Below are 21,368 nucleotides of genomic sequence, written 5' to 3'. Positions count from 1 at the left end.
AGCGTGAAACTAACTTCACGCTCGGCCGGAAGCAAGCTCGCCGCCAGGCCCTAGCCCAAGATCAGGCCCGACGTGGGCACGCCGGTTCCCGCGGTGACGAGCACGTGCTCGACGGCGGGCACCGGATTCACCGAGGTGCCCCGCAATTGGCGCACTCCCTCGGCGATGCCGTTCATGCCGTGGATGTACGCCTCGCCGAGCTGGCCCCCGTGGGTGTTGATGGGCAGCCGCCCACCGATCTCGATGGCACCGTCGGCGATGTAGTCCTTGGCCTCACCCTTGCCGCAGAATCCCAACTCCTCCAACTGAATCAGCGTGAACGGGGTGAAGTGGTCGTAGAGCACGGCGGTCTGGATGTCGGTCGGCTTCAGCCCCGACTGCGCCCACAGCTGCCGGCCAACGACCCCCATCTCGGGCAAGCCGAGCTCCGGCCGGTAGTAGCTGACCATCGTGTACTGGTCGGGACTGGAGCCCTGCGCGGCCGCTTCGATGATCGCAGGCCGCTGCTTGAGATCCTTCGCGCGCTCCGGCGACGTCACCACGATGGCGACGGCGCCGTCGGTCTCCTGGCAACAGTCCAGCAGCCGCAGCGGCTCGGCGATCCACCGCGAATTCTGGTGATCCTCAATGGTTATCGGCTTCTCGTAGAAGTACGCCTTCGGGTTCTTGGCCGCGTGCTTGCGGTCGGCCACCGAAATCGCACCGAAGTCCCGGCTGCTGGCACCCGACAGATGCATGTAGCGCTGGGCGATCATCGCGACCTGCGCGGCCGGCGTGGAAAGGCCGTGCGGATAGGAAAACGAATTGTCCGCCGCGGTCGAATCGGCCTGCACCCCGGCGTTTCCCACCAACCGCGTCTGTACCTGACCGAACCGCATGCCCGAACGCTCGTTGAACGCCCGGTACGCGACGACGACGTCGGCCACCCCGGTGGCTACGGCGATCGCCGCCTGCTGGACGGTCGCGCACGCGGCGCCGCCGCCGTACCCGATTTGGGAGAAGAACTTCAAGTCACCGATGCCGACCGCACGCGCGACGGCGGTCTCGTTGTTGGTGTCCATCGTGAAGGTGGTCAGCCCGTCGACATCGGAGGGGCTCAACCCGGCGTCGTCGAGCGCATCCAGCACAGCCTCCGCGGCCAGCCGCAGCTCGCTGCGGCCGGAGTCCTTGGAGAAGTCGGTGGCGCCGATACCGACGATCGCGGCCTTACCCGACAACATCTACGAACCCCCGATCGTCAGCGTCACGTTCGCGATGACGTGATCACCAAGGCTGTTGCGGCCGAACACCTTCAGCGTGATCAGGCCGTCGTCGATGGCGGTCACCTCGCCGGAGAAGGTGACGGTGTCGTAGGCATACCACGGCACGCCGAGCCGCAGGCCGATCGACTTGATCAGCGCCGTTGGGCCCGCCCAGTCGGTGACATAACGCTGCACCAGGCCGGTGTCGGTGAGGATGTTGACGAAGATGTCCTTGGAACCCTTGGCCTGGGCCAGGTCCCGGTCGTGGTGCACATCCTGAAAGTCCCTGGTGGCCAGGGCCGTTGAGATGATGAACGTCGGCGTGCCGTGCAGCTTGAGTTCGGGCAGGGTGGTGCCCACTTCAACGACGAGTGCACTCATGCTTGATCTCCCAAGGGCTCCCAGGCGTAGAGGCTCCACTCCGGGCCGGACTCACCGGCCGGGAAGTCGATATAGGTTGCGCGGACCGGCATTCCGATTTTGATTTCGGCGGCCTCGACGTTGCGTAGCTCGCCGAGCATGCGGACGCCCTCTTCCAGTTCGACCAGTGCGATCACAAACGGCAGCGTGCGCCCGGGCACCTTCGGCGCGTGGTGCACCACGAAGCTGAACACTGTGCCACGGCCGCTGGCCACCGCGTAGTCGATGGGTTCGGCCTTATCCTGCCACACCGCAGGCACCGGCGGGTGCTGCAGGGCGCCATCGGCGAGGCGCTGGATGCGCAGCTCGTGCGCCGCCACGCCCTCCCAGAAGAAGGCGGTGTCACGCGACACCGCCGGTCGCATCATGGCGTCGGCGTCCAGGTCCTGCGGGACGGACCCGGTCGCGCCGGAATCTTCGCGAGGCCTGAATTTCAGAATGCGCCAGGCCATTTCGGCGACATCCTCGTCACCGACCCGCCAGGTGATGTGCTGGTTGATGAACCATCCCTCGCCGAGCCCCGTCTGCTTCGGGCCGACCACGTCGCGCATCTCGGAGACGACCGTGACCTGCTCGCCCGGACGCAGATACCGGTGGTAGGTCTGCTCGCAGTTGGTGGCGACCACCCCGATGTAGCCGGCCTCGTCGAACAGCTGCATGATCGGGCCCATGGGGTCGTCGGTCGGGCGTTCCCCACCCAGCCCGAACATGGTCCACACCTGGATCATGGCCGGCGGGGCGACGATTCCGGGATGGCCGGCGGCCTTGGCGACGGCCTCGTCGACGTAGATCGGGTTGCGGTCCCCGAGCGCCTCGACCCAGTTGTTGATCGTCGGCTGGTTCACCGGATCCCGGGCCTGGCGCGGGGCAGCCACGACGGTGGCGGTGATCTCCGCGACCGCTTCCTTGATGTCGGTCATCGAGGCACCCTCGGCACTTTGAGTCCGGCCGCGGCGATCATCTCCCGCATCACTTCGTTCACGCCGCCGCCGAAGGTGATGACCAGGTTGCGCTTGGTCTGCGAGTCCAGCCACTTCAACAGGTCGGCGGTATCCGAATCGGCGGGGTTGCCGTACTTGCCGACGATCTCCTCGGCGAGCCGGCCGATGTACTGAATCTTCTCGGTACCAAAGACTTTCGTCGACGCGGCATCGGCCACATTGATGTCCTCACCGGCGGCGGCCACCTGCCAGTTGAGCAGCTCGTTGATCCGCCACATGGCATGGATCTCACCGAGGGCCCGCTTGACGTCCTGGTGGTCGATCGGCGTGACGCCGTCGCTGCCCGGCTTGGACGCCCAGGCGTGCACCCGGTCGTAGATGCCGGCGGTCCGGCCCGCCGGGCCCAGCATGACGCGTTCGTTGTTGAGCTGGGTGGTGATCAGCCGCCACCCGCCGTTCTCCTCGCCGACCAGCATGTCGGCGGGCACCCGCACGTCGTTGTAATAGGTGGCGTTGGTGTGGTGGGCACCGTCGGACAGGATGATCGGCGTCCAGGAGTAGCCGGGGTCCTTCGTGTCGACGATCAGGATCGAAATGCCTTTGTGTTTCACGGCTTCCGGGTCGGTGCGGCAGGCCAGCCAGATGTAGTCGGCGTCGTGGGCGCCGGTGGTGAAGATCTTCTGCCCGTTGACGATGTACTCGTCGCCCTGGCGCACCGCGGTCGTCCGCAGGGCGGCGAGGTCGGTGCCGGCCTCGGGCTCGGTGTAGCCGATCGCGAAGTGCACCTCGCCGGCCAGGATGGCGGGCAGGAATTTCTTCTTCTGTTCCTCGCTGCCGAACTGCTGCAGCACCGGACCGACCGTCTGCAGCGTCACCGCGGGCAGCGGCACGTCGGCCCGATGCGCCTCGTTGACGAAGATCGATTGCTCGATGGGGCCGAAGCCCAAGCCGCCGAACTCCTTCGGCCATCCGACGCCGAGCTTGCGGTCCTTACCCATCCGCCGGATCACCGCGCGGTAGGCCTCGTTGTGCCGGTCCTGCTCCATCGCCTTCATCTCGTCGGACGAGATCAGGTTCGAAAAGTATTCCCGTAGTTCCGCTTGCAGCTGGCGCTGCTCCGGAGTCAGGTCTATGAACATTGCGCTCCCACCAGGTCGAGACGATGAGAAGAACCGCCCAGCAGCCGGGACAGGTCTTTGATCGTGGAGTAGTACCGGTGCATCGGATAGGTGATGTCCATTCCCATCCCGCCGTGCAGGTGATGGCAGATCTGCATGACCGGCGGCGCCTGTGACGTGATCCAGTAGCCGAGGACATCCAGGTCGTCGTCCGCGTCCCGGCCTTCCGACAGCCGCCACGCAACCGACGTCGCCGCCAAATTGATTGTGCGCGAAGCGATGTAGACCTCGGCGAGCTGGGCGGCGACGGTTTGGAACGTCGACAGTGGCTTGCCGAACTGTTTGCGGTTGGCCACGTAGTCGGCCGTCAGCCGCAGTGCCCCGGCCACCAGGCCGTCGGCGTAGGCGCCGACGGCGGCCAGCACCAACTGGTTGACCCGGGACGCCGTCGCGCCCGCCAAAACGTTCGAGTCTTCGACCGCGACGTCGGCGAACGTGACCGTGTACTCCTCGGAGTCGTTCGAGGTGGGGGTTTGGACCATGTCGACACCGTCGGCCTTCGACGACACGACGACGACCGCGCTGTCGGCCGTGACGACGATCCAATCCGCTTGTCCCGCATAGCCGACGCCGACCTTGGTGCCCGATAGGCGGCCGCCCGCGAAGGTGGTCGACGGCCGGTCCGGCAGCGCCGCACCCGGCTCGTTGAGGGCGGCGGTCAGCACGGCGCCCTTGGCGACGCCGGCCAAAAACCGGTCCTGCTGTTCATCGGAGGCCAGATCGAGCAGTGGCAGCACGCCGAAACCCAGGGTGGCCAGGGCCGGCGTGATGGCGCCGTGGCGGCCGATCTCGGTCAGCACGGTGGCGACCTCCGCTAGGCCGACGCCGTCGCCACCGAGGCGCTCCGGCACCGGTAGTGCCGTGACACCGCCGTCGACCAAACCGTCCCAACTCAATTCACGCTCGAACACCGACGTGACGACATCGGCGACGGCCTGTTGCGTCGCGGTGAGGTCGAAGTCCATCAGGACGTCACCGCGGGCTTGCCGGCGTAGTCGACCTGCCAGTGCTTGATGCCGTTGAGCCACCCCGACCGCAACCGCTCGGGCTCGCCGATCGGCTTGAGGTCCGGCATGTGATCGGCGACCGCGTTGAAGATCAGGTTGATCGTCATGCGGGCGAGGTTCGCACCGATGCAGTAGTGGGCGCCGGTGCCGCCGAAGCCGACGTGTGGGTTCGGGTCGCGCAGGATGTTGAAGGTGTGCGGATCTTCGAAGACCTCTTCGTCGAAGTTGGCCGACCGATACGACATCACCACCCGCTGACCCTTCTTGATCGGCACGCCGGACAGCTCCGTGTCCTCATTGGCCGTGCGCTGGAAGGCCGAAACCGGAGTGGCCCACCGGATGATCTCGTCGGCCGTGGTCACCGGCCGCTCCTTCTTGAACAGCTCCCATTGATCGGGGTTGTTCGCCATCGCGATCATGCCGTGGGTGATGGAGTTCCGCGTCGTCTCGTTGCCCGCCACCGCCAGCATGACCACGAAGAAACCGAACTCGTCATCGGAGAGCTTCTCGCCGTCGATGTCGGCCTCGATCAGCGTGGTGACGATGTCGTCGGTGGGGTTCTTGCTGCGCTCCGCCGCCATCGCCATGGCGTAGGTGATCAGTTCCAGCGACGACTGCGCGGGGTCGACGTGGGCGTATTCGGGGTCGGTGCCACCGGTCATCTCATTGGACCAGCGGAACAGCTTGTCCCGATCCTCCTGGGGAACGCCGAGCAGACCGGCGATGGCCTGCAGCGGCAGCTCGCACGAGACCTGTTCGACGAAGTCGCCGCTGCCCTCTTTGGCGGCGGTCGCGGCAATGTTCTGGGCACGCTGGGCCAGTTCGGCTTCCAGCCGCCCGATGGCCCGTGGGGTGAACCCGCGGGAGATGATCTTGCGCAGCCGGGTGTGGTGCGGCGCGTCCATGTTCAGCATCACGCTGCGCTGCAGCTCGACCTGCTCCCGCTTCATCTCCGGCGGCCAGGTCGGGATGGCGCCGTTCATCCAGCTCGAGAAGACGTCGCTGCGCTTGGACACCTCCTTGACGTCGGCGTGCTTGGTGACGAGCCAGTAGCCGTGGTCCTCGAACCCGCCCGCGCCATCCGGGATGTCGACCCAGTGGATCGGCTCCGCCTTGCGAAGCTGGGCGAGCTCCTCGACGGGCAGCCCGGCGAGGTTGACGTCGGGGTCGAGAAAGTCGAAATCGGCGGGAATGTTGGGGGGTGCCATGTAGGGTGCGCTCCTTTTACAACACTAATTGCAACGTGTTCTAGTGCCAGTAAAACACGCCTCCTGCGCAGATAAAAGGCAGGTCACCATCCTCGCTTGTCAGAGTAATGAAACGTGTTCTAGCCTGACGGAATGGGTAACCCTGTCATCGTCGAAGCCACTCGCAGCCCCATCGGCAAACGGAACGGGTGGCTGTCCGGTCTGCACGCCACCGAGTTGCTGGGGGCCACGCAGAAGGCCCTCGTGGAGAAGGTACGAGCCGACTCCGGCTTCGAAATAGATATGGTCGAGCAGATCGTCGGCGGCTGCGTCACGCAGTTCGGCGAGCAGTCCAACAACATCACGCGCGTCAGCTGGCTCGTCGCGGGCCTGCCCGAGCACGTCGGTGCGATGACCGTGGACTGCCAGTGCGGCAGCGGCCAGCAGGCCAACGGCCTGGTCGCCGGTCTTATCGCGGCGGGCGCCATCGACATCGGCATCGCGTGCGGCATCGAGGCCATGAGCCGCGTCGGGCTCGGCGCGAACGCGGGTCCCGACCGCACCATCCTGCGCCCGTCGTCGTGGGACATCGACCTTCCCGACCAGTTCACCGCGGCCGAGCGGATCGCCAAGCGGCGCGGCATCACTCGCGACGAGATCGACGAATTCGGCCTGGCGTCCCAGACCAAAGCCAAGCAGGCGTGGGAAGAAGGCCGTTTCGATCGCGAGATCTCCCCGATCGAGGCCCCGGCGCTCGACGAGAACAAACAACCGACGTCCGAGCGCGTCACGATCAGCCGCGACCAGGGCCTGCGCGACACCACCCTGTCGGGCCTCTCCGCGCTGAAGCCCGTGCTCGAGGGCGGAATCCACACCGCGGGAACGTCGTCGCAGATCTCCGACGGCGCGGCGGCGGTGCTGTGGATGGACGAGGACAAGGCCAAGGCGCTGGGCCTGCGGCCGCGAGCCCGCATCGTCAGCCAGGCGCTGGTCGGGGCCGAGCCGTACTACCACCTGGACGGCCCGGTGCAGTCGACGGCGAAGGTGCTGGAGAAGGCCGGGATGAAGATGGGCGACATCGACATCACCGAGATCAACGAGGCGTTCGCCTCGGTGGTGCTGTCGTGGGCACGGGTGCACGATCCCGACATGGCCAAGGTCAACGTCAACGGCGGGGCCATCGCGCTGGGGCACCCGGTCGGCAGCACCGGAAGCCGGCTCATCACCACCGCGCTGCACGAGCTGGAGCGCACCGACCAGACGACCGCGCTGATCACCATGTGCGCGGGCGGCGCCCTGTCGACCGGCACCATCATCGAACGCATCTAGCCCCGCCCTTGATCGTCTCCGAAGAGAGCCGCATCGCCGCGGCGCAGTCATACATCGACGCGCTCGTCAGCCATGAGGGTGACGCCGTTCCGTTCGCGCGCGGGTGCACCCGCATCGAGCAGGGAATCAAGAACGGCTTCTCGGGAAATCACCTGCGGCGCAGCCTCAATCGCGGAATGCAGTACCGGTTGCTCGCGGACACGACACCACCGGACTACCGCATCGACGGCGACCGGGTGCACGCGGCATACCGGGTGCTGACCAGGGCGGCGTTCGGTGGTCGGCGGCTCGCCGCACACGTCGACGAGACCTTCGTGATTCCGGCCGAAAGCGCAAGCGGGAAAGCCGAAATCCACCACATCAAGGTTCGCTTCCAACCCTTTATCCAGCGGTGAGGACGTCAAGGAGCTCGCATGCCGAAACCGAAGCCTCGTTCACTCAATGCCCCGTGGGTCGGCTTCATCATCAAGTGGATGGCCAAGAGCAACGCATGGATTTATCAGCGCAGCAACGGAAAGCTGGGCAACACGTTCCAGAAAGCGCCGGTCGCGCTGCTCACCACCACGGGTCGCAAGAGCGGTGAACCCCGGGTCAGCCCGCTGCTCTACCTGCGCGAGGGGAACCGGGTGATTCTGGTCGCCTCCAAGGGAGGCAGTGACAAACACCCCCAGTGGTACTTCAACCTCAAGGCCAACCCCGAAGTCTCCGTGCAGATCAAGGACGAGGTCCTGCGACTGCGGGCCCGCGATGCCACCGAGGCGGAACGCGCCGAGTACTGGCCGAAGCTGGATGCCATGTATCCGTCGTTCGACGACTACCGGTCGTGGACCGATCGGGTCATCCCGATCGTCATCTGCGATCCCTGAGTTTCCCTGCCGCCCGAGTGGGGAATCATCAGGGCACCATGACCGACCGCCGCTGGATCCGTAATTCGCGCCCGATTGCCCTGCTGCTCAAGTATTTCGCGCGCGCCCATATCTGGGTGTACCGACGAACCAACGGCAAGGTCGGGGCGAAGCTGCTGCGGTTCCCGGCGGCCCTGCTGACCACCACCGGGCGCAAATCCGACGAGCCGCGAACCACCGCGACGCTGTACCTGCGCGACGGCGAGCGGGTGATCCTGCCCGCGTCCTTCGGCGGGCGCGACAAGGATCCGTCGTGGTATCTCAACCTCAAGGAAAACCCCGACGTGCGGGTGCAAATCCGCGCGCAGCGCCTGGACTTGATCGCGCGCGACGCCACAGAGGCTGAGCGCCAACGGTATTGGCCACAATTGACGCGGATGTACCCGCCCTACCGCAAGTACCGCGAGGCCGCCGATCGAGTTATCCCGCTGGTGGTGTGCGAACCGCGCTAGGCGCCGTAGACGGGAACCGGCCGTCGGGCCTTGGCGAGCAGATCGGCGACGACGCGTCCCAGTTCCGCGGGATCCCACCTCGCGCCCTTGTCGATTTCCGGCCCGTGCGCCCAGCCCTCGGCGACACGGATCTTGCCGCCCTCGACCTCGAACACCTTGCCGGTGACGTCGCGCGATTCGGCGCTGCCCAGCCAAACCACCAGCGGTGAAATGTTTTCCGGGGCCATGGCGTCGAAGTCCTGGTCCTGCGTCGCCATCATCTCGGCGAACACCGTCTCGGTCATGCGGGTGCGGGCCGAAGGCGCGATGGCGTTGACGGTGACACCGTAGCGCCCCATCTCGGCGGCACCGACCAACGTCATCGCCGCGATGCCGGCCTTGGCGGCGCTGTAGTTGCCCTGCCCGACGCTGCCCTGCAGGCCGGCGCCCGAGCTGGTGTTGATGATCCGGGCGTCAACGGTTTTGCCCTCCTTGGACAGCCCACGCCAGTACGACGCGGCGTGGCGCATCGTGGCGAAGTGCCCCTTGAGGTGCACGGCGATGACGGCGTCGAATTCCTCTTCGCTGGTGTTGGCCATCATCCTGTCACGCACGATGCCGGCGTTGTTCACCAAAACGTCTAGGCCGCCATAGGTTTCGACGGCGGTTTTGATCAGGCTCGCCGCCTGGTCCCAATCCGCGATGTTGGAGCCGTCCGCGACGGCTTCGCCACCGGCGGCGGTGATTTCGTCGACGACGGTCTGGGCGGCGCTGCCGCCGCCGGCCGGCGAACCGTCCAGGCCCACCCCGATGTCGTTGACCACCACCCGCGCGCCCTCTTCCGCGAACGCCAGTGCATGCGCGCGACCGATACCGCCGCCCGCTCCGGTGACGATGACGACACGGCCGTCAACCACTCCCATAGCCCTTGTCTCCTCTACTTGACCGCGCTGGCGGTCGTCGTGGACAGATAGTGCGGCGGCTCGCCGCCACCGTGCACCTCTAACGAAGCGCCGCTGATATAGGCGGCCGCGTCCGAAGCCAAAAACGCTGCGGCCCAGCCGACATCCTCGGGCTTGGCTAACCGGCCCAGCGGCACATTCTTCGAGATAGCGGCGATGGAGTCGGCGTCGCCATAGAACAGCTCGGACTGCTCGGTCTCCACCATGCCGACCACACAGGCGTTGACCCGCACCTTCGGGCCCCACTCCACGGCGAGGGTTTGGGTGAGGCTTTCCAGGCCGGCCTTGGCCGCCCCGTAGGCGCCCGTGCCCGGGGAGGGGCGGCGGCCGGACAGGCTGCAGATGTTGATGATCGACCCGCCCCGCTGGGTTTGCATGTGAGCGTTCGCGTGCTGCGAAACCGACAGCGCACCAATCAGATTCAGCTCGATGATCTTGCGGTTGAACTTGGCGCTGGATTCGGCGGTCAGCACGTAGGGCGATCCCCCCGCGTTGTTGACGACGACGTCTAGCCGGCCGTGCCGGTCCACGATCGTGTCGATCAAGGCTTTGACGGCGTCGTCGTCGCGGACGTCGCAGGAGTGGAATTCATACGGCGATCCCTCGACCGGCCGCCGCGCACAGGTGACGACGGTGGCGCCCTGCTCGGCGAAAACCGAGCTGATGCCAGAACCCACCCCGCGCACACCGCCGGTGACGAGAACGACCCGCCCGGCCAGCCCCAACTTGATGGCGTCAGAAGGGGGGCATGCTTCGGCGCGAGTCACTGTGCTAGCGTACCAAGCAAGTGCTTGCTTAGGTAGTTACCCCCACAAGGAAGTGGCACCTTGCCCATCACATCCACAATCACCGAACCGGGCATCGTCGCGGTCACCGTCGACTTCCCGCCCGTCAACGCCATCCCGTCGCGCGGCTGGTTCGACCTCGCCGACACCATCACCGCGGCCGGCCAAGACCCCAACACCCACGTGGTGATCCTGCGCGCAGAGGGCAGGGGCTTCAACGCCGGGGTCGACATCAAGGAAATGCAGCGCACCGAGGGATTCACCGCCCTGATCGACGCCAACCGCGGGTGCTTCGCCGCGTTCCGCGCGGTCTACGAGTGCGCGGTGCCCGTCGTCGCGGCGGTGAACGGATTCTGCGTCGGCGGCGGCATCGGGCTGGTCGGCAACTCCGACGTCATCGTGGCCTCCGACGACGCCACCTTCGGGCTGCCCGAGGTGGAACGCGGCGCACTCGGCGCGGCGACGCACCTGTCGCGACTGGTTCCGCAGCACATGATGCGGCGGCTGTTCTTCACCGCGGCCACCGTCGACGCCGCCACCCTGCACCACTTCGGTTCGGTGCACGAGGTGGTGCCGCACGACGAGCTCGACGAGGCAGCGTTGCGCGTCGCGCGCGACATCGCCGCCAAAGACACCCGCGTCATCCGGGCCGCCAAGGAGGCGCTGAACCTCATCGACGTGCAACGAGTCAACTCGAGTTACCGCATGGAGCAAGGCTTTACCTTCGAGCTCAACCTCGCCGGGGTCTCCGACGAGCACCGCGACGCGTTCGCCGGTACGACGAAGGGTGAAAAATCTTGAGCGACAAGAGAACCACTCTCGACGAGGCCGTCGCGCAATTGCGCAGCGGCATGACGATCGGTATCGGCGGCTGGGGATCGCGGCGCAAGCCGATGGCGTTCGTGCGCGCGCTGCTGCGCACCGACGTCACCGACCTGACCGTCGTCACCTACGGCGGGCCGGACCTCGGCCTGCTGTGTTCGGCGGGAAAGGTCAAGCGGGTCTACTACGGATTCGTTTCGCTCGACTCCCCGCCCTTCTACGATCCCTGGTTCGCCAAGGCCCGCGCGGGTGGCGCGATCGAGGCCCGCGAGATGGATGAAGGCATGCTGCGTTGCGGGCTGCAGGCCGCGGCGCAACGCCTGCCGTTCCTGCCGATTCGGGCCGGGCTGGGCAGCTCGGTGCTGGACTTCTGGGAGGGCGAACTGCAGACGGTGACCAGCCCGTACCCGGCACCGGGGGGCGGGCACGAGACATTGCTCGCAATGCCCGCGCTGCGCCTGGACGCCGCATTCGCGCACCTCAATCTCGGTGACGCGCAAGGCAATGCGGCCTACACCGGGATCGACCCGTACTTCGACGACCTGTTTTTGATGGCCGCCGAGAGGCGCTTCCTGTCGGTGGAGCGCATCGTGTCCACCCAGGAGTTGGTCAAGGCGGTCCCGCCGCAGGCCCTGCTAATCAACCGCATGATGGTCGACGGCGTGGTGGAGGCGCCGGGCGGCGCCCACTTCACCACCGCCGCACCGGACTACGGCCGAGACGAGAAATTCCAGCGGCACTACGCCGAAGCAGCCTCGACGGACGAGGGTTGGCAGCAGTTCGTGCAGACGTACCTGTCGGGCAGCGAAGAGGACTACCAGGCGGCCGTGCGCGCGTTCAAAGAGGAGACATCGTCATGAGCCGCGATGCGATCACCCGCCCCGAGGTCTGCGCGGTCGCGTGCGCCGAATTGTTCCGGGGCGCCGGCGAAATCATGGTGAGCCCGATGACGAACATGGCCTCGGTGGGGGCCCGACTGGCCCGGCTGACCTTCTCGCCGGACATTTTGCTCACCGACGGCGAGGCGCAGCTGCTGGCCGAGACCCCCGCCCTGGGCGCGTCGGCACCCGTCGAGGGCTGGATGCCGTTCGGCCGGGTCTTCGAAACGCTGGCCTGGGGCCGGCGCCACGTGGTGATGGGTGCCAATCAGGTTGACCGCTTCGGCAATCAGAACATCTCGGCGTTCGGCCCGCTGCAGCAGCCCAAACGCCAGATGTTCGGTGTCCGCGGCGCGCCCGGCAACGCCATCAACCACGCGACCAGCTACTGGGTGGGCAACCACTCCAAGCGGGTGTTCTGCGAGAAGGTCGACGTTGTCTGCGGGATCGGCTGGGACAACGTCGATCCCGACAACCCGGCCTTCCGCTTCGCCAACACGTATCGGGTGGTGTCCAACCTCGGCGTCTTCGACTTCGGCGGCCCGGACCGTACGATGCGGGCGGTGTCGTTGCATCCCGGCGTCACGGCGGACGAGGTAGCCGAAAACACGTCGTTCGACATCCACGGCCTGGACACCGCGGCGGAGACCCGATTGCCGACCGAGGACGAACTGCGCTTGATCCGCGAGGTCATCGACCCGAAGGCCCTGCGCGACAGGGAGATCCGTTGATGAAATTGCGCACGCCGCTGACCGAGCTGGTCGGTGTCGAGCACCCGGTGGTGCAAACCGGGATGGGCTGGGTGGCCGGCGCCCGGCTGGTGTCCGCCACCGCCAACGCCGGCGGGCTGGGCATCCTGGCCTCGGCAACCATGACCCTGGACGAATTGGCGACGGCCATCGGCAAGGTCAAGGCCGCCACCGACAAGCCGTTCGGCGTGAACATCCGCGCCGATGCCGCCGACGCCGGCGACCGCGTCGACCTGATGATCCGCGAAGGCGTCAAGGTGGCGTCCTTCGCCCTGGCGCCCAAGCAGGAACTCATCGCCCGGCTGAAAGATGCCGGCGCCGTGGTGATTCCGTCGATCGGTGCGGCCAAGCACGCCCGCAAAGTGGCGAGCTGGGGCGCCGACGCGATGATCGTGCAGGGCGGCGAGGGTGGCGGCCACACCGGGCCCGTCGCCACGACCTTGTTGCTGCCCTCGGTCCTGGATGCCGTGCAGGGCACCGGTATTCCGGTGATCGCGGCCGGCGGCTTCTTCGACGGGCGCGGCCTTGCGGCCGCGTTGAGTTACGGCGCCGCCGGCGTCGCGATGGGCACCCGCTTTTTGCTCACCTCGGATTCGACGGTGCCGGACGCGGTGAAACGTCGCTACCTGGAGTCGGCGCTGGACGGCACCGTCGTCACGACGCGGGTGGACGGCATGCCGCACCGGGTGCTGCGCACCGGCCTCGTCGAGAAGCTGGAAAGCGGCACGCCGATCAGGGGCCTGACTGCCGCGGTGCGCAACGCCGCCAAGTTCAAACACATGTCGCAGATGACCTGGCGGTCGATGATCAGCGACGGCCTGGCGATGCGCCACGGCAAGGAGCTGACCTGGTCGCAGGTGGTGATGGCGGCCAACACGCCAATGCTGTTGAAGGCCGGCCTGGTGGACGGCAACACCGAGGCCGGCGTGCTGGCTTCCGGGCAGGTGGCCGGCATTCTCGAAGACCTGCCGTCATGTGCCGAGCTGATCGAGGGCATCGTGCGCGACGCGATCAAGCATCTGCAGGCGGCGTCCGGGCTGGTGGACGGGGCGTAACCCGCCAGTCGGCGACCCGAATGAAGCTTATAACTAAATTGATCCGCTATTAAGCTATAATCTTCAAATGGGCTCGATGAAGCCGAGTTCTTCACCACGGGCGACCCTCATCGGTGACGTCGTCGGTTCCCGCCGCGCCGCCGACCGCCCGGGGCTGCATCAGATCCTGGCGAGCGCCCTGCGGCAAGCCGTCCGCGACGCAATCGACCCGCCGGCGTTCACCGTCGGCGACGAGTTCCAGGGCAGCTACCCGACCGTCGGCGCGGCGATCGATGCCGCCCTGGGGCTGCGGCTCGCCGTCGGCCCCGCAGTCGATGTCCGGTTCGGCATCGGCTGGGGCACGGTCACCATCCTCGACGCCGACGCGGGAATCCAGGACGGACCGGGCTGGTGGACCGCGCGGGAGGCGATCCAGCAGACCGCACACGCTCAGCGACAGCCCGGCTTCGCGCTGATACGCACGACCTTCCGGGCCGATGGCGAGACGCGCGGCGACGTCGCCGCGGTCAACGCGGCCCTGATCTGTCGGGACCATCTGCTTGGATCGCTCGATGAGAGATCGTTGCGGATTGTGAGGGGGTTGATGACCGGCCGGACCAAAAAGGAGCTCGCCGCGGACGAGGGCATCACCCCGTCGGCGGTTTCCCAGCGCGCCAGCCGCGACGGCCTGGACCTGATTGTTGTTGCCAGCCAATATCTTCGGAGCCTGCCGTGAGCGTCATCGCGGTTTTGCTCATCGCACTGGGCGTCGCCGATTTCTGCCGGCGAGCGGCCAGCGCGGCCTGGCCGCCGCTGTTGATCGGACCGGTCACCGTCTCGGCATGCGCGGCGCTGGGCGCCCTGTGGCATGCCGGTGACATCGTATTGCTCGTGCTGGCGGCCGCGGCGGTGATCGCCTGGGAATGGCTATGCGCGCGAAGCGAACGCACCGGCACCGCGCAGGGCGCACCATTGGCCGTTTTCGGCTCCGTGCTGGCGTTGCTGGCGGTGATGTCCGGCTGGTCGTCACCGGCCGATGGCGCCGTGGCGCGGTGGTCGGCCTGGGTTCACCTGCCTCTCGGCCACGTCACGCCGACCCGGCTGCTGATGCTCGTCGGCGTGGTCCTGGTCCAGTTCGCCACCGCAAATCAGCTGGTGCGCTTGGTGCTTGGCTCGGTGGGCGCGGTGCGACCGGCCGGCGAGCCGCAGCCGTCGGACCGGCTGAAGGGCGGCAGGCTGCTGGGCCCGATGGAACGCCTGCTGATCCTGAGCCTCGGCGTCGGCGGACAGGTGGCCGCGGCCAGCGCCGTCGTCGCGGCCAAGGGCATCATCCGGTTTCCGGAATTGAACGCCCAAACGAACCGCAACGGCGCCGTCGGCATCGACGAGGTGACCGAGTACTTCCTGGTCGGCAGCTTCACGAGCTGGCTACTCGCCCTGGGCGGCATCGGTCTGGTCGTGGCTACCCGCTGAGCGTTTGGAGGTGCGGCACACTATGCGGGTGGCAGCTGCACCAACAGCCCGACATCTTCTGCGCGCCAAAGACCTGGTCGACGCCCGTTATCACGAGCCGCTCTCCATCGCCGACCTGGCGGCGGCGGCGGGTTTGTCACCTGCCCACTTCAGTCGCCTCTTCAAGCAAACGTTCGGCGAGTCGCCGCACCAGTACCTACTGACGCGACGGCTCGAACGAGCCGCGGCGTTGCTGCGCACCACGGACTGGACGGTCGCCGCAGTTTGCTTCGCCGTCGGCTGGGAAAGCGTCGGCTCGTTCACCACCAGCTTTCGCCGCATGTTCGGCGGCACGCCGCAGGCGTACCGGAACAAGTTCCCGCCGGCCGAACGCCACGTGCGAATTCCACGCTGTGTCGCGCTGGCTTACGGACGCCCGCAAAACCGCACGTTTCGAGAAGACTGCGAACCGCGACCTCCGTAGCTTCAAAGCGACAGACCAAACTCAGGAGAACCGATGCTCAAGATCGCGAACGCCCAATTCTGGGTGCATGACCAAGACGCAGCGCTGGAGTTCTACACCAAGACGCTCGGCTGGGAGATCCGAGCGGACGTGACGATGGAGGCGTGGAACTTTCGGTGGCTGTGCGTCGGGCCCGTCGGGCAAGACGATGTCGGGCTGGTGCTGATGCCCGTTCCGAAACCACCGATGCTCGACGCCGAGTCCAGCACACAGCTAGCCGAACTGGTGGCCAAGGGGGCGGGCGGCACTTTGTTCTTGGAAACCGACGATTGCCAGGCTCGCTACGACGAATTGTCCGCTCGCGGTGTTACGTTCAACGATCCTCCCACCCGGCAGGCGTACGGCATCGACACTTCCTTCCGCGACCCGTCCGGCAACAACATTCGGCTCACCCAAGTACTCGAGTTCGATCCGACCCGGGGCTGATCGCCCACCCGTTCCAGGCGGCTACAGGCGCTCGATGATCGTGACGTTGGCCGTGCCGCCCCCTTCGCACATCGTCTGCAGACCGTAGCGGCCGCCGATGCGCTCGAGCTCGTTGAGCATGGTGGTGAACAGCTTGGCGCCGGTGGCACCCAGGGGGTGGCCGAGCGCGATCGCGCCACCGTTGGGGTTGACCTTTTCCGGGTCGGCCTTGATCTCCTTGAGCCACGCCAACACCACCGGCGCGAAAGCCTCGTTGATCTCGACGGTGTCGATGTCATCGATCGACAACCCGGCCTTGTCGAGTGCATAGCGCGTCGCCGGGATGGGCCCGGTCAGCATGAAGACCGGGTCGGCGGCGCGAGCGCTGATGTGATGGATGCGGGCCCGCGGGGTCAGGTTGTGCTCCTTGACGGCCTTCTCGGACGCCAGCAGCACGGCACTGGCGCCGTCGGAAATCTGACTGGCCATTGCCGCCGTCAGCCGGCCACCCTCGACCAACGGCTTGAGCCCGGCCATCTTCTCCAGCGACGACTCGCGCGGACCCTCATCGACCCGGAACGGCCCGGATTCCGTTTCGACGGTGATGATCTCGTTGTCGAAGTGGCCGCCGCGGATGGCCGCGAACGCGCGCTCGTGACTGGTCAGCGCGTAGCGCTCCATCTCCTCGCGCGACAGATTCCACTTCTCGGCGATCAGCTCCGAACCGCGGAACTGCGAGATCTCCTGGTCGCCGTAGCGGTGCAGCCACTGCTTGGATTCGTTGGTGGGCGAGGTGAATCCGAACTGCTCGCCCACCGTCATGGCCGACGAGATCGGGATCTGGCTCATGTTCTGCACGCCGCCGGCGACGATGAGGTCGGCCGTGCCGGACAGAACCGCCTGTGCGCCAAAGGAAATGGCCTGCTGGCTGGAACCGCACTGCCGGTCGACGGTGACGCCGGGAACCTCTTCGGGATAGCCGGCGGCCAGCCACGAGAGGCGGGCGATGTTGCCGGCCTGCGCGCCGATGGCATCGACACAGCCGGCGATCACGTCGTCAACGGCGGCGGGATCGACGTCGACCCGGTCCAGCAGCCCGCGCCAGCCCAGGGCACCCAGGTCCACCGGGTGAATCCCGGCCAGCGATCCCCCGCGCTTGCCGACCGCGGTACGCACAGCGTCGATGACGTACGCCTCAGTCATTTCAGACTCCTTCTTCGATCTTGTTTGATCCCGCAGTGATTCCGCCGAGAACGATGGCGAGGTATTGCTGACCGACTTGTTCGGCGGTGAGTGGCCCCCCCGGCTGATACCAGCGCACCGACACCCAGGTGGTGTCCCGGATGAAGCGGTAGATCAGGTCGACGTCGAGGTCGGGGCGAAAGTAGCCCTGCTCGACGCCCTGATTGAGCAACTCGAGCCACATCTTGCGCTGTTGCCGGTTCATGTCCTCGATGTAGGCGAACCGGGGCTGGGACAACAGCCGCTGGGCCTCGTCCTGGTAGATGACGACCTGCGCGTGCCGGTGCTCGATCGCCTCGAACGACGCCATGAACAGTCCCTTGAGCCGCTCCAAAGGGTTGGCCTCACTGTCCACGATCTCGCGGTAGCGCGCGAACAACCAGTCCAGAAAACTTCGCAAGAGCTCGTCGACCATCTCCTCTTTGGAGGAGAAGTGGTGATACAGACTGCCGGACAAGATGCCGGCGCTGTCGGCGATGTCGCGGACGGTGGTCGCGCGCAAGCCACGCTCGGCGAACATGGTCGCGGCGAGCTCCAGTAACTCGTCTCGACGGCTGTTGGCCTGACCGGGCGCTCGGTCCACCCGATCAGAGTATCAACCAAGCGCTTGCTTGGCCACTGAGGTGGTATTTCGACTTCGGGGTCCCGCCGCAAGCGTCAGCGCAGCGAGACGGCCGGCGGGGTCTGCGACTCGTCGGCGTTGCCGGATACGAACGCGTTGACCACGCTCGTTTTGGTGCCGCCCGACCGGGTCTGGGCGGTCAGCGGGAAGTTGACCGACCCGGAGAAGGTCGCCTCGAGTCGGAATGGGTCGAACAGGTTGATCTTGAGCCCACCGATGTCCGGCTTGCCCCAGGCCGCGGTCCCGTCCACCAGGTCGTAGTCGAAGGCGTGTTGGGGGCAGTCGGGCGGTCGCAGTTGGTTCGAGTTCGCGCAATTGGCCAGCGCGGCCGATATCGCGGCGCTGGTCGCCGACAACCCCCTGTCGCTGAGTTTGAACTCCAGGTCGTTGAAGTACGCGCCCGATGCCGTCAAATTGTCAAGCAGGAACGGCTTTTTCAAGGTGACGGCCAGATTCGGATTGGTGCTGGCGACGTCCACCCAACCGGGAAAGACGTACACCGGTGCGGTGCCGACGGGCTTGTCGAAGAACGTCGCGGTCTTGACGGCGGCCTGCTCGATGCCCGCGTTGAGGGTGTCCACCTTGATCGCAGCGTGATCGAGCTTCCAGTCGCTGCCCGCCTTCTTGATCGACATGGTCACGTCCGAGGTGTTCTCGCCGAATTTCGCCGAGACATGCACCTGGCCGAAGCCGAAGCCGCGGGCGGAATTGTCGTCGAGGATCTTGATGTCGGTGATCGGCCACCGCGCGATCTGCCGTTTGAGGATGTCGTCGGTCAGAAAGTCTTTGGACGCGGGCTGGTCGGTGCTGTACGTCAGCGCGGCTTGCGCGTCGCCGCGGGCAAGCGCTTCGAGGTAGCCCTTGGCCGCATCGCCGGCGCTGCCCGAGCCGCCACCGCTGCTGACGGCGATCACGGTGATGACGATGACGACGATGACGACGGCGGCCACGCTCAGTCCGATGATCAGTGGCTTGCGATTGCGCTGACCGGGGCTGCCGTGCGGCCCGTTGAAGTTGGCGACGGTGACCGGGGGTGGCGAGGACCACGACCCGTACGCGGGCTGCCCGAACGGGGCCGCCTGGCCGCCTTGACCCCACTGTTCTGGCCATCCGGCGTCGGATTGCCAGGGGGCGCCCGGGGGCTGGCCGGGTGTGTTTGCAGGCGTCGGGTTCTCACCCCACGGTCGGTGACCCGGCCCTTCGCTCACAGCACCCTCCCACCTGCATCAACCGCGTTGGTCGACAATTGTAAACACGTCGCGGCGGCGCGCCAGTCAGCGATATCGCAGCTCACGGGTGTTGGCTGGAAACCGAGATGACCTCTCCGGTGAGATAGCTCGAGTAGTCGCTGGCGAGGAACGCGATGGTGGCCGCGACCTCCCACGGCTCGGCGGCACGCCCGAAGGCCTCGCCGGCCGACAGCCGGTCGAGCAATTCCGACGACGACGTCTTTTCCAGGAATTTGTGCCGCGCGATGCTCGGCGACACCGCATTGATCCGCACGCCGTATTCGGCGGCTTCGATTGCGCTGCAACGGGTCAGCGCCATCACACCGGCCTTGGCGGCGGCATAGTGCGACTGCGAGTGCTGCGCGCGCCAGCCGAGAACGCTGGCGTTGTTGACGATGACCCCGCCGTGCGGCGCGTCGCGGAAGTAGCGCAGCGCCGCGCGGGTGGCGCGAAACACCGACGTCAGGGTGACGTCCAGGACGCGGTCCCACTCCTCGTCGGTCATGTCGACCACCGGGGTCTGGCCGCCCAGCCCGGCGTTGTTCACCAGGACGTCGACGCGTCCCATCCGCGCGGTGGCCGACGCGAACAGCGCATCGATCTGCGCGGTCGACGTCACGTCGCACAGCACGCTTTCGACCCGGCCCTGTCCCAGCGCGGCGAGCTCGTCGGCGGTCTCCCCCAGCCGGCGTTCGTGGTGGTCCGAGATCACCACGTCGGCGCCCTCGGCCAGCGCCCGTCGTGCCGTCGACGCGCCGATGCCGGTGCCCGCGGCCGCCGTCACGACCACCACCTTGCCCTGCAGAAGTCCGTGTCCGGCAATCTCTTTCGGAGCTTCGGACAGACTCATCCTTTGACCTCTTGGGGTAGGCCGAGCACCCGCTCGGCGATGATGTTGCGCTGGATCTCGTTGGATCCGCCGTAGATGGTGTCGGCACGGGTGAACAGGAACAGCCGCTGCCATTCGTCGAACTCGCCGTCGGCCAGCGTCAGTCCGGGCTTGCCGATGACGTCCATGGCCAGCTCGCCCAGATCCCGATGCCAGTTGGCCCACAACAACTTCGACACGTTATCCTGACCGGGCTGCTCGACGTCCATCGTGGCCAACGCGTAGCTGCGCATGGCCCGCAGCCCGGTCCACGCCCTGGTCAGCCGCTCGCGGATGAACGGGTCGTCGGCCGCCCCGGTGCGCTGGGCGAGCTCGGCCAGGTTGGAAAGCTCACGGGCGTAACGGATTTGCTGCCCGAGCGTGGACACGCCCCGCTCGAAGGTCAGCGTGCCCATGGCGACCCGCCAGCCGTCGCCGGGCTCGCCGACCACCAGCGAAGCCTCGGTGCGGGCGTCGTCGAAGAACACCTCGTTGAATTCCGCCGTGCCGGTGATCTGGACGATCGGACGGACCTCCACGCCCGGTTGATCCAGCGGCACCAGCAGGTAGGACAGGCCGGCGTGCCGCTTGGAGCCCTTCTCGGTGCGCGCGACCACGAAGCACCACTGCGACAGGTGCGCCAGCGACGTCCACACCTTTTGGCCGTTGATCACCCACTCGTCGCCGTCGAGTTCGGCGGTGGTCGCCACGTTGGCCAGGTCGCTGCCGGCGCCGGGCTCCGAATAGCCCTGGCACCACAGCTCGGTCACGTCGAGGATCTTCGGCAGGAAGCGCTGCTGCTGCTCGGGCGTCCCAAAGGCGATCAGCGTGGGGCCCAGCAGCTCCTCGCCGAAGTGATTGACCTTGTCCGGGGCGTCGGCCTTGGCGTACTCCTCGTAGAAGGCCACCCGGTGCGCGGTGGACAGGCCCCGACCACCGTGCTCGACCGGCCAGCCCAGGCAGGTCAGCCCGGCCTTGGCCAGATGCTGATTCCATGCGCAGCGCTCTTCGAACGCCTCGTGCTCGCGTCCGGGTCCGCCGAGACCCTTGAGAGCTGCGAATTCGCCGACCAGATTGTCGGCGAGCCACTGCCGGACCTCCGCCCGGAACTCCTCGACGTCCTGCATGACCTGTAGGCTAACCTACCAAGCACTTGCT

General features: G+C 66.8%; 25 protein-coding genes. 12 read left to right on the top strand and 13 right to left on the bottom strand.

Going from position 1 to position 21,368, the window contains the following annotated elements; all coding sequences use genetic code 11:
* Positions 1 to 50: 50 nt before the first annotated feature.
* Genes ltp2 through AC5Y4T_RS18300 form a run of 6 tightly spaced genes read right to left on the bottom strand, consistent with a single transcriptional unit; the run spans position 51 to position 5,995 of the window.
* Entirely contained in the window at positions 51 to 1,220 is a 1,170-nt protein-coding gene (ltp2, locus tag AC5Y4T_RS18325; RefSeq protein WP_499916917.1) for a 17-hydroxy-3-oxo-4-pregnene-20-carboxyl-CoA lyase, read from the bottom strand.
* Positions 1,221 to 1,622: a MaoC family dehydratase gene (locus AC5Y4T_RS18320; protein ID WP_499947473.1), complete on the bottom strand. Its 402-nt coding sequence runs from the start codon at positions 1,620 to 1,622 to the stop codon at positions 1,221 to 1,223.
* Positions 1,619 to 2,581 carry a bifunctional MaoC family dehydratase N-terminal/OB-fold nucleic acid binding domain-containing protein gene (locus AC5Y4T_RS18315; protein ID WP_499954695.1) on the bottom strand — a complete coding sequence of 321 codons (963 nt, stop codon included), beginning with the start codon at positions 2,579 to 2,581 and terminating at the stop codon, positions 1,619 to 1,621. Before AC5Y4T_RS18315 ends, AC5Y4T_RS18320 begins: the two co-directional genes overlap by 4 nt.
* Complete coding sequence (fadE29, locus tag AC5Y4T_RS18310; protein WP_499916923.1) at positions 2,578 to 3,741, bottom strand: acyl-CoA dehydrogenase FadE29; 1,164 nt, start codon at positions 3,739 to 3,741, stop codon at positions 2,578 to 2,580. Before fadE29 ends, AC5Y4T_RS18315 begins: the two co-directional genes overlap by 4 nt.
* Positions 3,732 to 4,745 (bottom strand): acyl-CoA dehydrogenase family protein, encoded by a 1,014-nt coding sequence (locus AC5Y4T_RS18305; protein ID WP_499954693.1) that lies wholly within the window; start codon positions 4,743 to 4,745, stop codon positions 3,732 to 3,734. Before AC5Y4T_RS18305 ends, fadE29 begins: the two co-directional genes overlap by 10 nt.
* Entirely contained in the window at positions 4,745 to 5,995 is a 1,251-nt protein-coding gene (locus AC5Y4T_RS18300) for a cytochrome P450 (protein ID WP_499954691.1), read from the bottom strand. Before AC5Y4T_RS18300 ends, AC5Y4T_RS18305 begins: the two co-directional genes overlap by 1 nt.
* Positions 5,996 to 6,127: 132 nt before the next feature.
* Between AC5Y4T_RS18300 and AC5Y4T_RS18295 the strand changes: the two genes are divergently transcribed.
* From AC5Y4T_RS18295 to AC5Y4T_RS18280, 4 genes are read left to right on the top strand one after another with little or no spacing between them, the layout of a single operon-like run.
* Positions 6,128 to 7,303 carry a steroid 3-ketoacyl-CoA thiolase gene (locus tag AC5Y4T_RS18295; RefSeq protein ID WP_499916929.1) on the top strand — a complete coding sequence of 392 codons (1,176 nt, stop codon included), beginning with the start codon at positions 6,128 to 6,130 and terminating at the stop codon, positions 7,301 to 7,303.
* 8 nt (positions 7,304 to 7,311) lie between these two features.
* Positions 7,312 to 7,698: a DUF8021 domain-containing protein gene (locus AC5Y4T_RS18290; protein ID WP_499954689.1), complete on the top strand. Its 387-nt coding sequence runs from the start codon at positions 7,312 to 7,314 to the stop codon at positions 7,696 to 7,698.
* Positions 7,699 to 7,716: 18 nt separating this feature from the next.
* On the top strand, positions 7,717 to 8,169 hold the full coding sequence (locus AC5Y4T_RS18285) for a nitroreductase family deazaflavin-dependent oxidoreductase (protein ID WP_499916933.1): 453 nt from the start codon (positions 7,717 to 7,719) through the stop codon (positions 8,167 to 8,169).
* A gap of 38 nt (positions 8,170 to 8,207) precedes the next feature.
* A complete protein-coding gene (locus AC5Y4T_RS18280; RefSeq protein WP_499916935.1) occupies positions 8,208 to 8,660 on the top strand; it encodes a nitroreductase family deazaflavin-dependent oxidoreductase in 453 nt (150 codons plus the stop codon).
* Here AC5Y4T_RS18280 and AC5Y4T_RS18275 read toward each other — a convergent pair.
* Both AC5Y4T_RS18275 and AC5Y4T_RS18270 read right to left on the bottom strand, forming a co-directional pair.
* Entirely contained in the window at positions 8,657 to 9,562 is a 906-nt protein-coding gene (locus tag AC5Y4T_RS18275; protein ID WP_499916937.1) for an SDR family oxidoreductase, read from the bottom strand. The genes AC5Y4T_RS18280 and AC5Y4T_RS18275 overlap by 4 nt on opposite strands.
* A gap of 14 nt (positions 9,563 to 9,576) precedes the next feature.
* Positions 9,577 to 10,332 (bottom strand): SDR family oxidoreductase, encoded by a 756-nt coding sequence (locus AC5Y4T_RS18270; protein WP_499917628.1) that lies wholly within the window; start codon positions 10,330 to 10,332, stop codon positions 9,577 to 9,579.
* A gap of 96 nt (positions 10,333 to 10,428) precedes the next feature.
* Between AC5Y4T_RS18270 and echA20 the strand changes: the two genes are divergently transcribed.
* The 8 genes from echA20 (at position 10,429) to AC5Y4T_RS18230 (ending at position 16,270) form a co-directional block, all read left to right on the top strand.
* The gene (gene echA20 / locus AC5Y4T_RS18265; protein WP_499916939.1) at positions 10,429 to 11,187 is read left to right on the top strand and encodes a (7aS)-7a-methyl-1,5-dioxo-2,3,5,6,7,7a-hexahydro-1H-indene-carboxyl-CoA hydrolase; all 759 of its coding nucleotides are present in this window, start codon (positions 10,429 to 10,431) and stop codon (positions 11,185 to 11,187) included.
* The gene (ipdA, locus tag AC5Y4T_RS18260; RefSeq protein ID WP_499916941.1) at positions 11,184 to 12,068 is read left to right on the top strand and encodes a cholesterol ring-cleaving hydrolase subunit IpdA; all 885 of its coding nucleotides are present in this window, start codon (positions 11,184 to 11,186) and stop codon (positions 12,066 to 12,068) included. The genes echA20 and ipdA overlap by 4 nt, the downstream gene beginning before the upstream one ends.
* Positions 12,065 to 12,817 (top strand): cholesterol ring-cleaving hydrolase subunit IpdB, encoded by a 753-nt coding sequence (gene ipdB, locus AC5Y4T_RS18255; RefSeq protein ID WP_499916942.1) that lies wholly within the window; start codon positions 12,065 to 12,067, stop codon positions 12,815 to 12,817. Before ipdA ends, ipdB begins: the two co-directional genes overlap by 4 nt.
* Positions 12,817 to 13,890, top strand: coding sequence for a (3aS,4S,5R,7aS)-5-hydroxy-7a-methyl-1-oxo-octahydro-1H-indene-4-carboxyl-CoA dehydrogenase (gene ipdC / locus AC5Y4T_RS18250; RefSeq protein ID WP_499916944.1), 1,074 nt, complete (start codon positions 12,817 to 12,819; stop codon positions 13,888 to 13,890). The genes ipdB and ipdC overlap by 1 nt, the downstream gene beginning before the upstream one ends.
* 67 nt (positions 13,891 to 13,957) lie before the next feature.
* Positions 13,958 to 14,605, top strand: coding sequence for a SatD family protein (locus tag AC5Y4T_RS18245; protein ID WP_499916946.1), 648 nt, complete (start codon positions 13,958 to 13,960; stop codon positions 14,603 to 14,605).
* Positions 14,602 to 15,342 carry a hypothetical protein gene (locus tag AC5Y4T_RS18240; protein WP_499916948.1) on the top strand — a complete coding sequence of 247 codons (741 nt, stop codon included), beginning with the start codon at positions 14,602 to 14,604 and terminating at the stop codon, positions 15,340 to 15,342. Before AC5Y4T_RS18245 ends, AC5Y4T_RS18240 begins: the two co-directional genes overlap by 4 nt.
* A 22-nt stretch (positions 15,343 to 15,364) precedes the next feature.
* On the top strand, positions 15,365 to 15,805 hold the full coding sequence (locus AC5Y4T_RS18235; RefSeq protein ID WP_499916950.1) for a helix-turn-helix domain-containing protein: 441 nt from the start codon (positions 15,365 to 15,367) through the stop codon (positions 15,803 to 15,805).
* A 33-nt stretch (positions 15,806 to 15,838) separates the two neighbouring features.
* A complete protein-coding gene (locus tag AC5Y4T_RS18230; RefSeq protein ID WP_499916952.1) occupies positions 15,839 to 16,270 on the top strand; it encodes a VOC family protein in 432 nt (143 codons plus the stop codon).
* A gap of 21 nt (positions 16,271 to 16,291) precedes the next feature.
* On the opposite strand, the gene fadA6 is transcribed toward AC5Y4T_RS18230, so the two are convergent.
* The 5 genes from fadA6 to ipdE1 all read right to left on the bottom strand — a co-directional run bounded on the left by fadA6 (position 16,292) and on the right by ipdE1 (position 21,337).
* Positions 16,292 to 17,452, bottom strand: a complete 1,161-nt coding sequence (gene fadA6, locus AC5Y4T_RS18225) for a steroid 3-ketoacyl-CoA thiolase FadA6 (protein ID WP_499916954.1) — start codon at positions 17,450 to 17,452, stop codon at positions 16,292 to 16,294.
* A 1-nt stretch (position 17,453) separates the two neighbouring features.
* On the bottom strand, positions 17,454 to 18,074 hold the full coding sequence (kstR2, locus tag AC5Y4T_RS18220; RefSeq protein ID WP_499916956.1) for a TetR family transcriptional regulator KstR2: 621 nt from the start codon (positions 18,072 to 18,074) through the stop codon (positions 17,454 to 17,456).
* A 74-nt stretch (positions 18,075 to 18,148) separates the two neighbouring features.
* Positions 18,149 to 19,321, bottom strand: coding sequence for a hypothetical protein (locus tag AC5Y4T_RS18215; protein WP_499916958.1), 1,173 nt, complete (start codon positions 19,319 to 19,321; stop codon positions 18,149 to 18,151).
* Positions 19,322 to 19,403: 82 nt separating this feature from the next.
* Positions 19,404 to 20,192 (bottom strand): (5R,7aS)-5-hydroxy-7a-methyl-1-oxo-2,3,5,6,7,7a-hexahydro-1H-indene-carboxyl-CoA reductase, encoded by a 789-nt coding sequence (gene ipdF / locus AC5Y4T_RS18210; protein ID WP_499916960.1) that lies wholly within the window; start codon positions 20,190 to 20,192, stop codon positions 19,404 to 19,406.
* The gene (ipdE1, locus tag AC5Y4T_RS18205; protein WP_499916962.1) at positions 20,189 to 21,337 is read right to left on the bottom strand and encodes an acyl-CoA dehydrogenase IpdE1; all 1,149 of its coding nucleotides are present in this window, start codon (positions 21,335 to 21,337) and stop codon (positions 20,189 to 20,191) included. The genes ipdF and ipdE1 overlap by 4 nt, the downstream gene beginning before the upstream one ends.
* Positions 21,338 to 21,368: the final 31 nt, after the last annotated feature.

It is taken from the genome of Mycobacterium sp. NGS11 (assembly GCF_059813315.1).
Note: the sequence above shows the minus strand (reverse complement) of the source record. Positions and strands in the feature narration are given on the sequence as shown.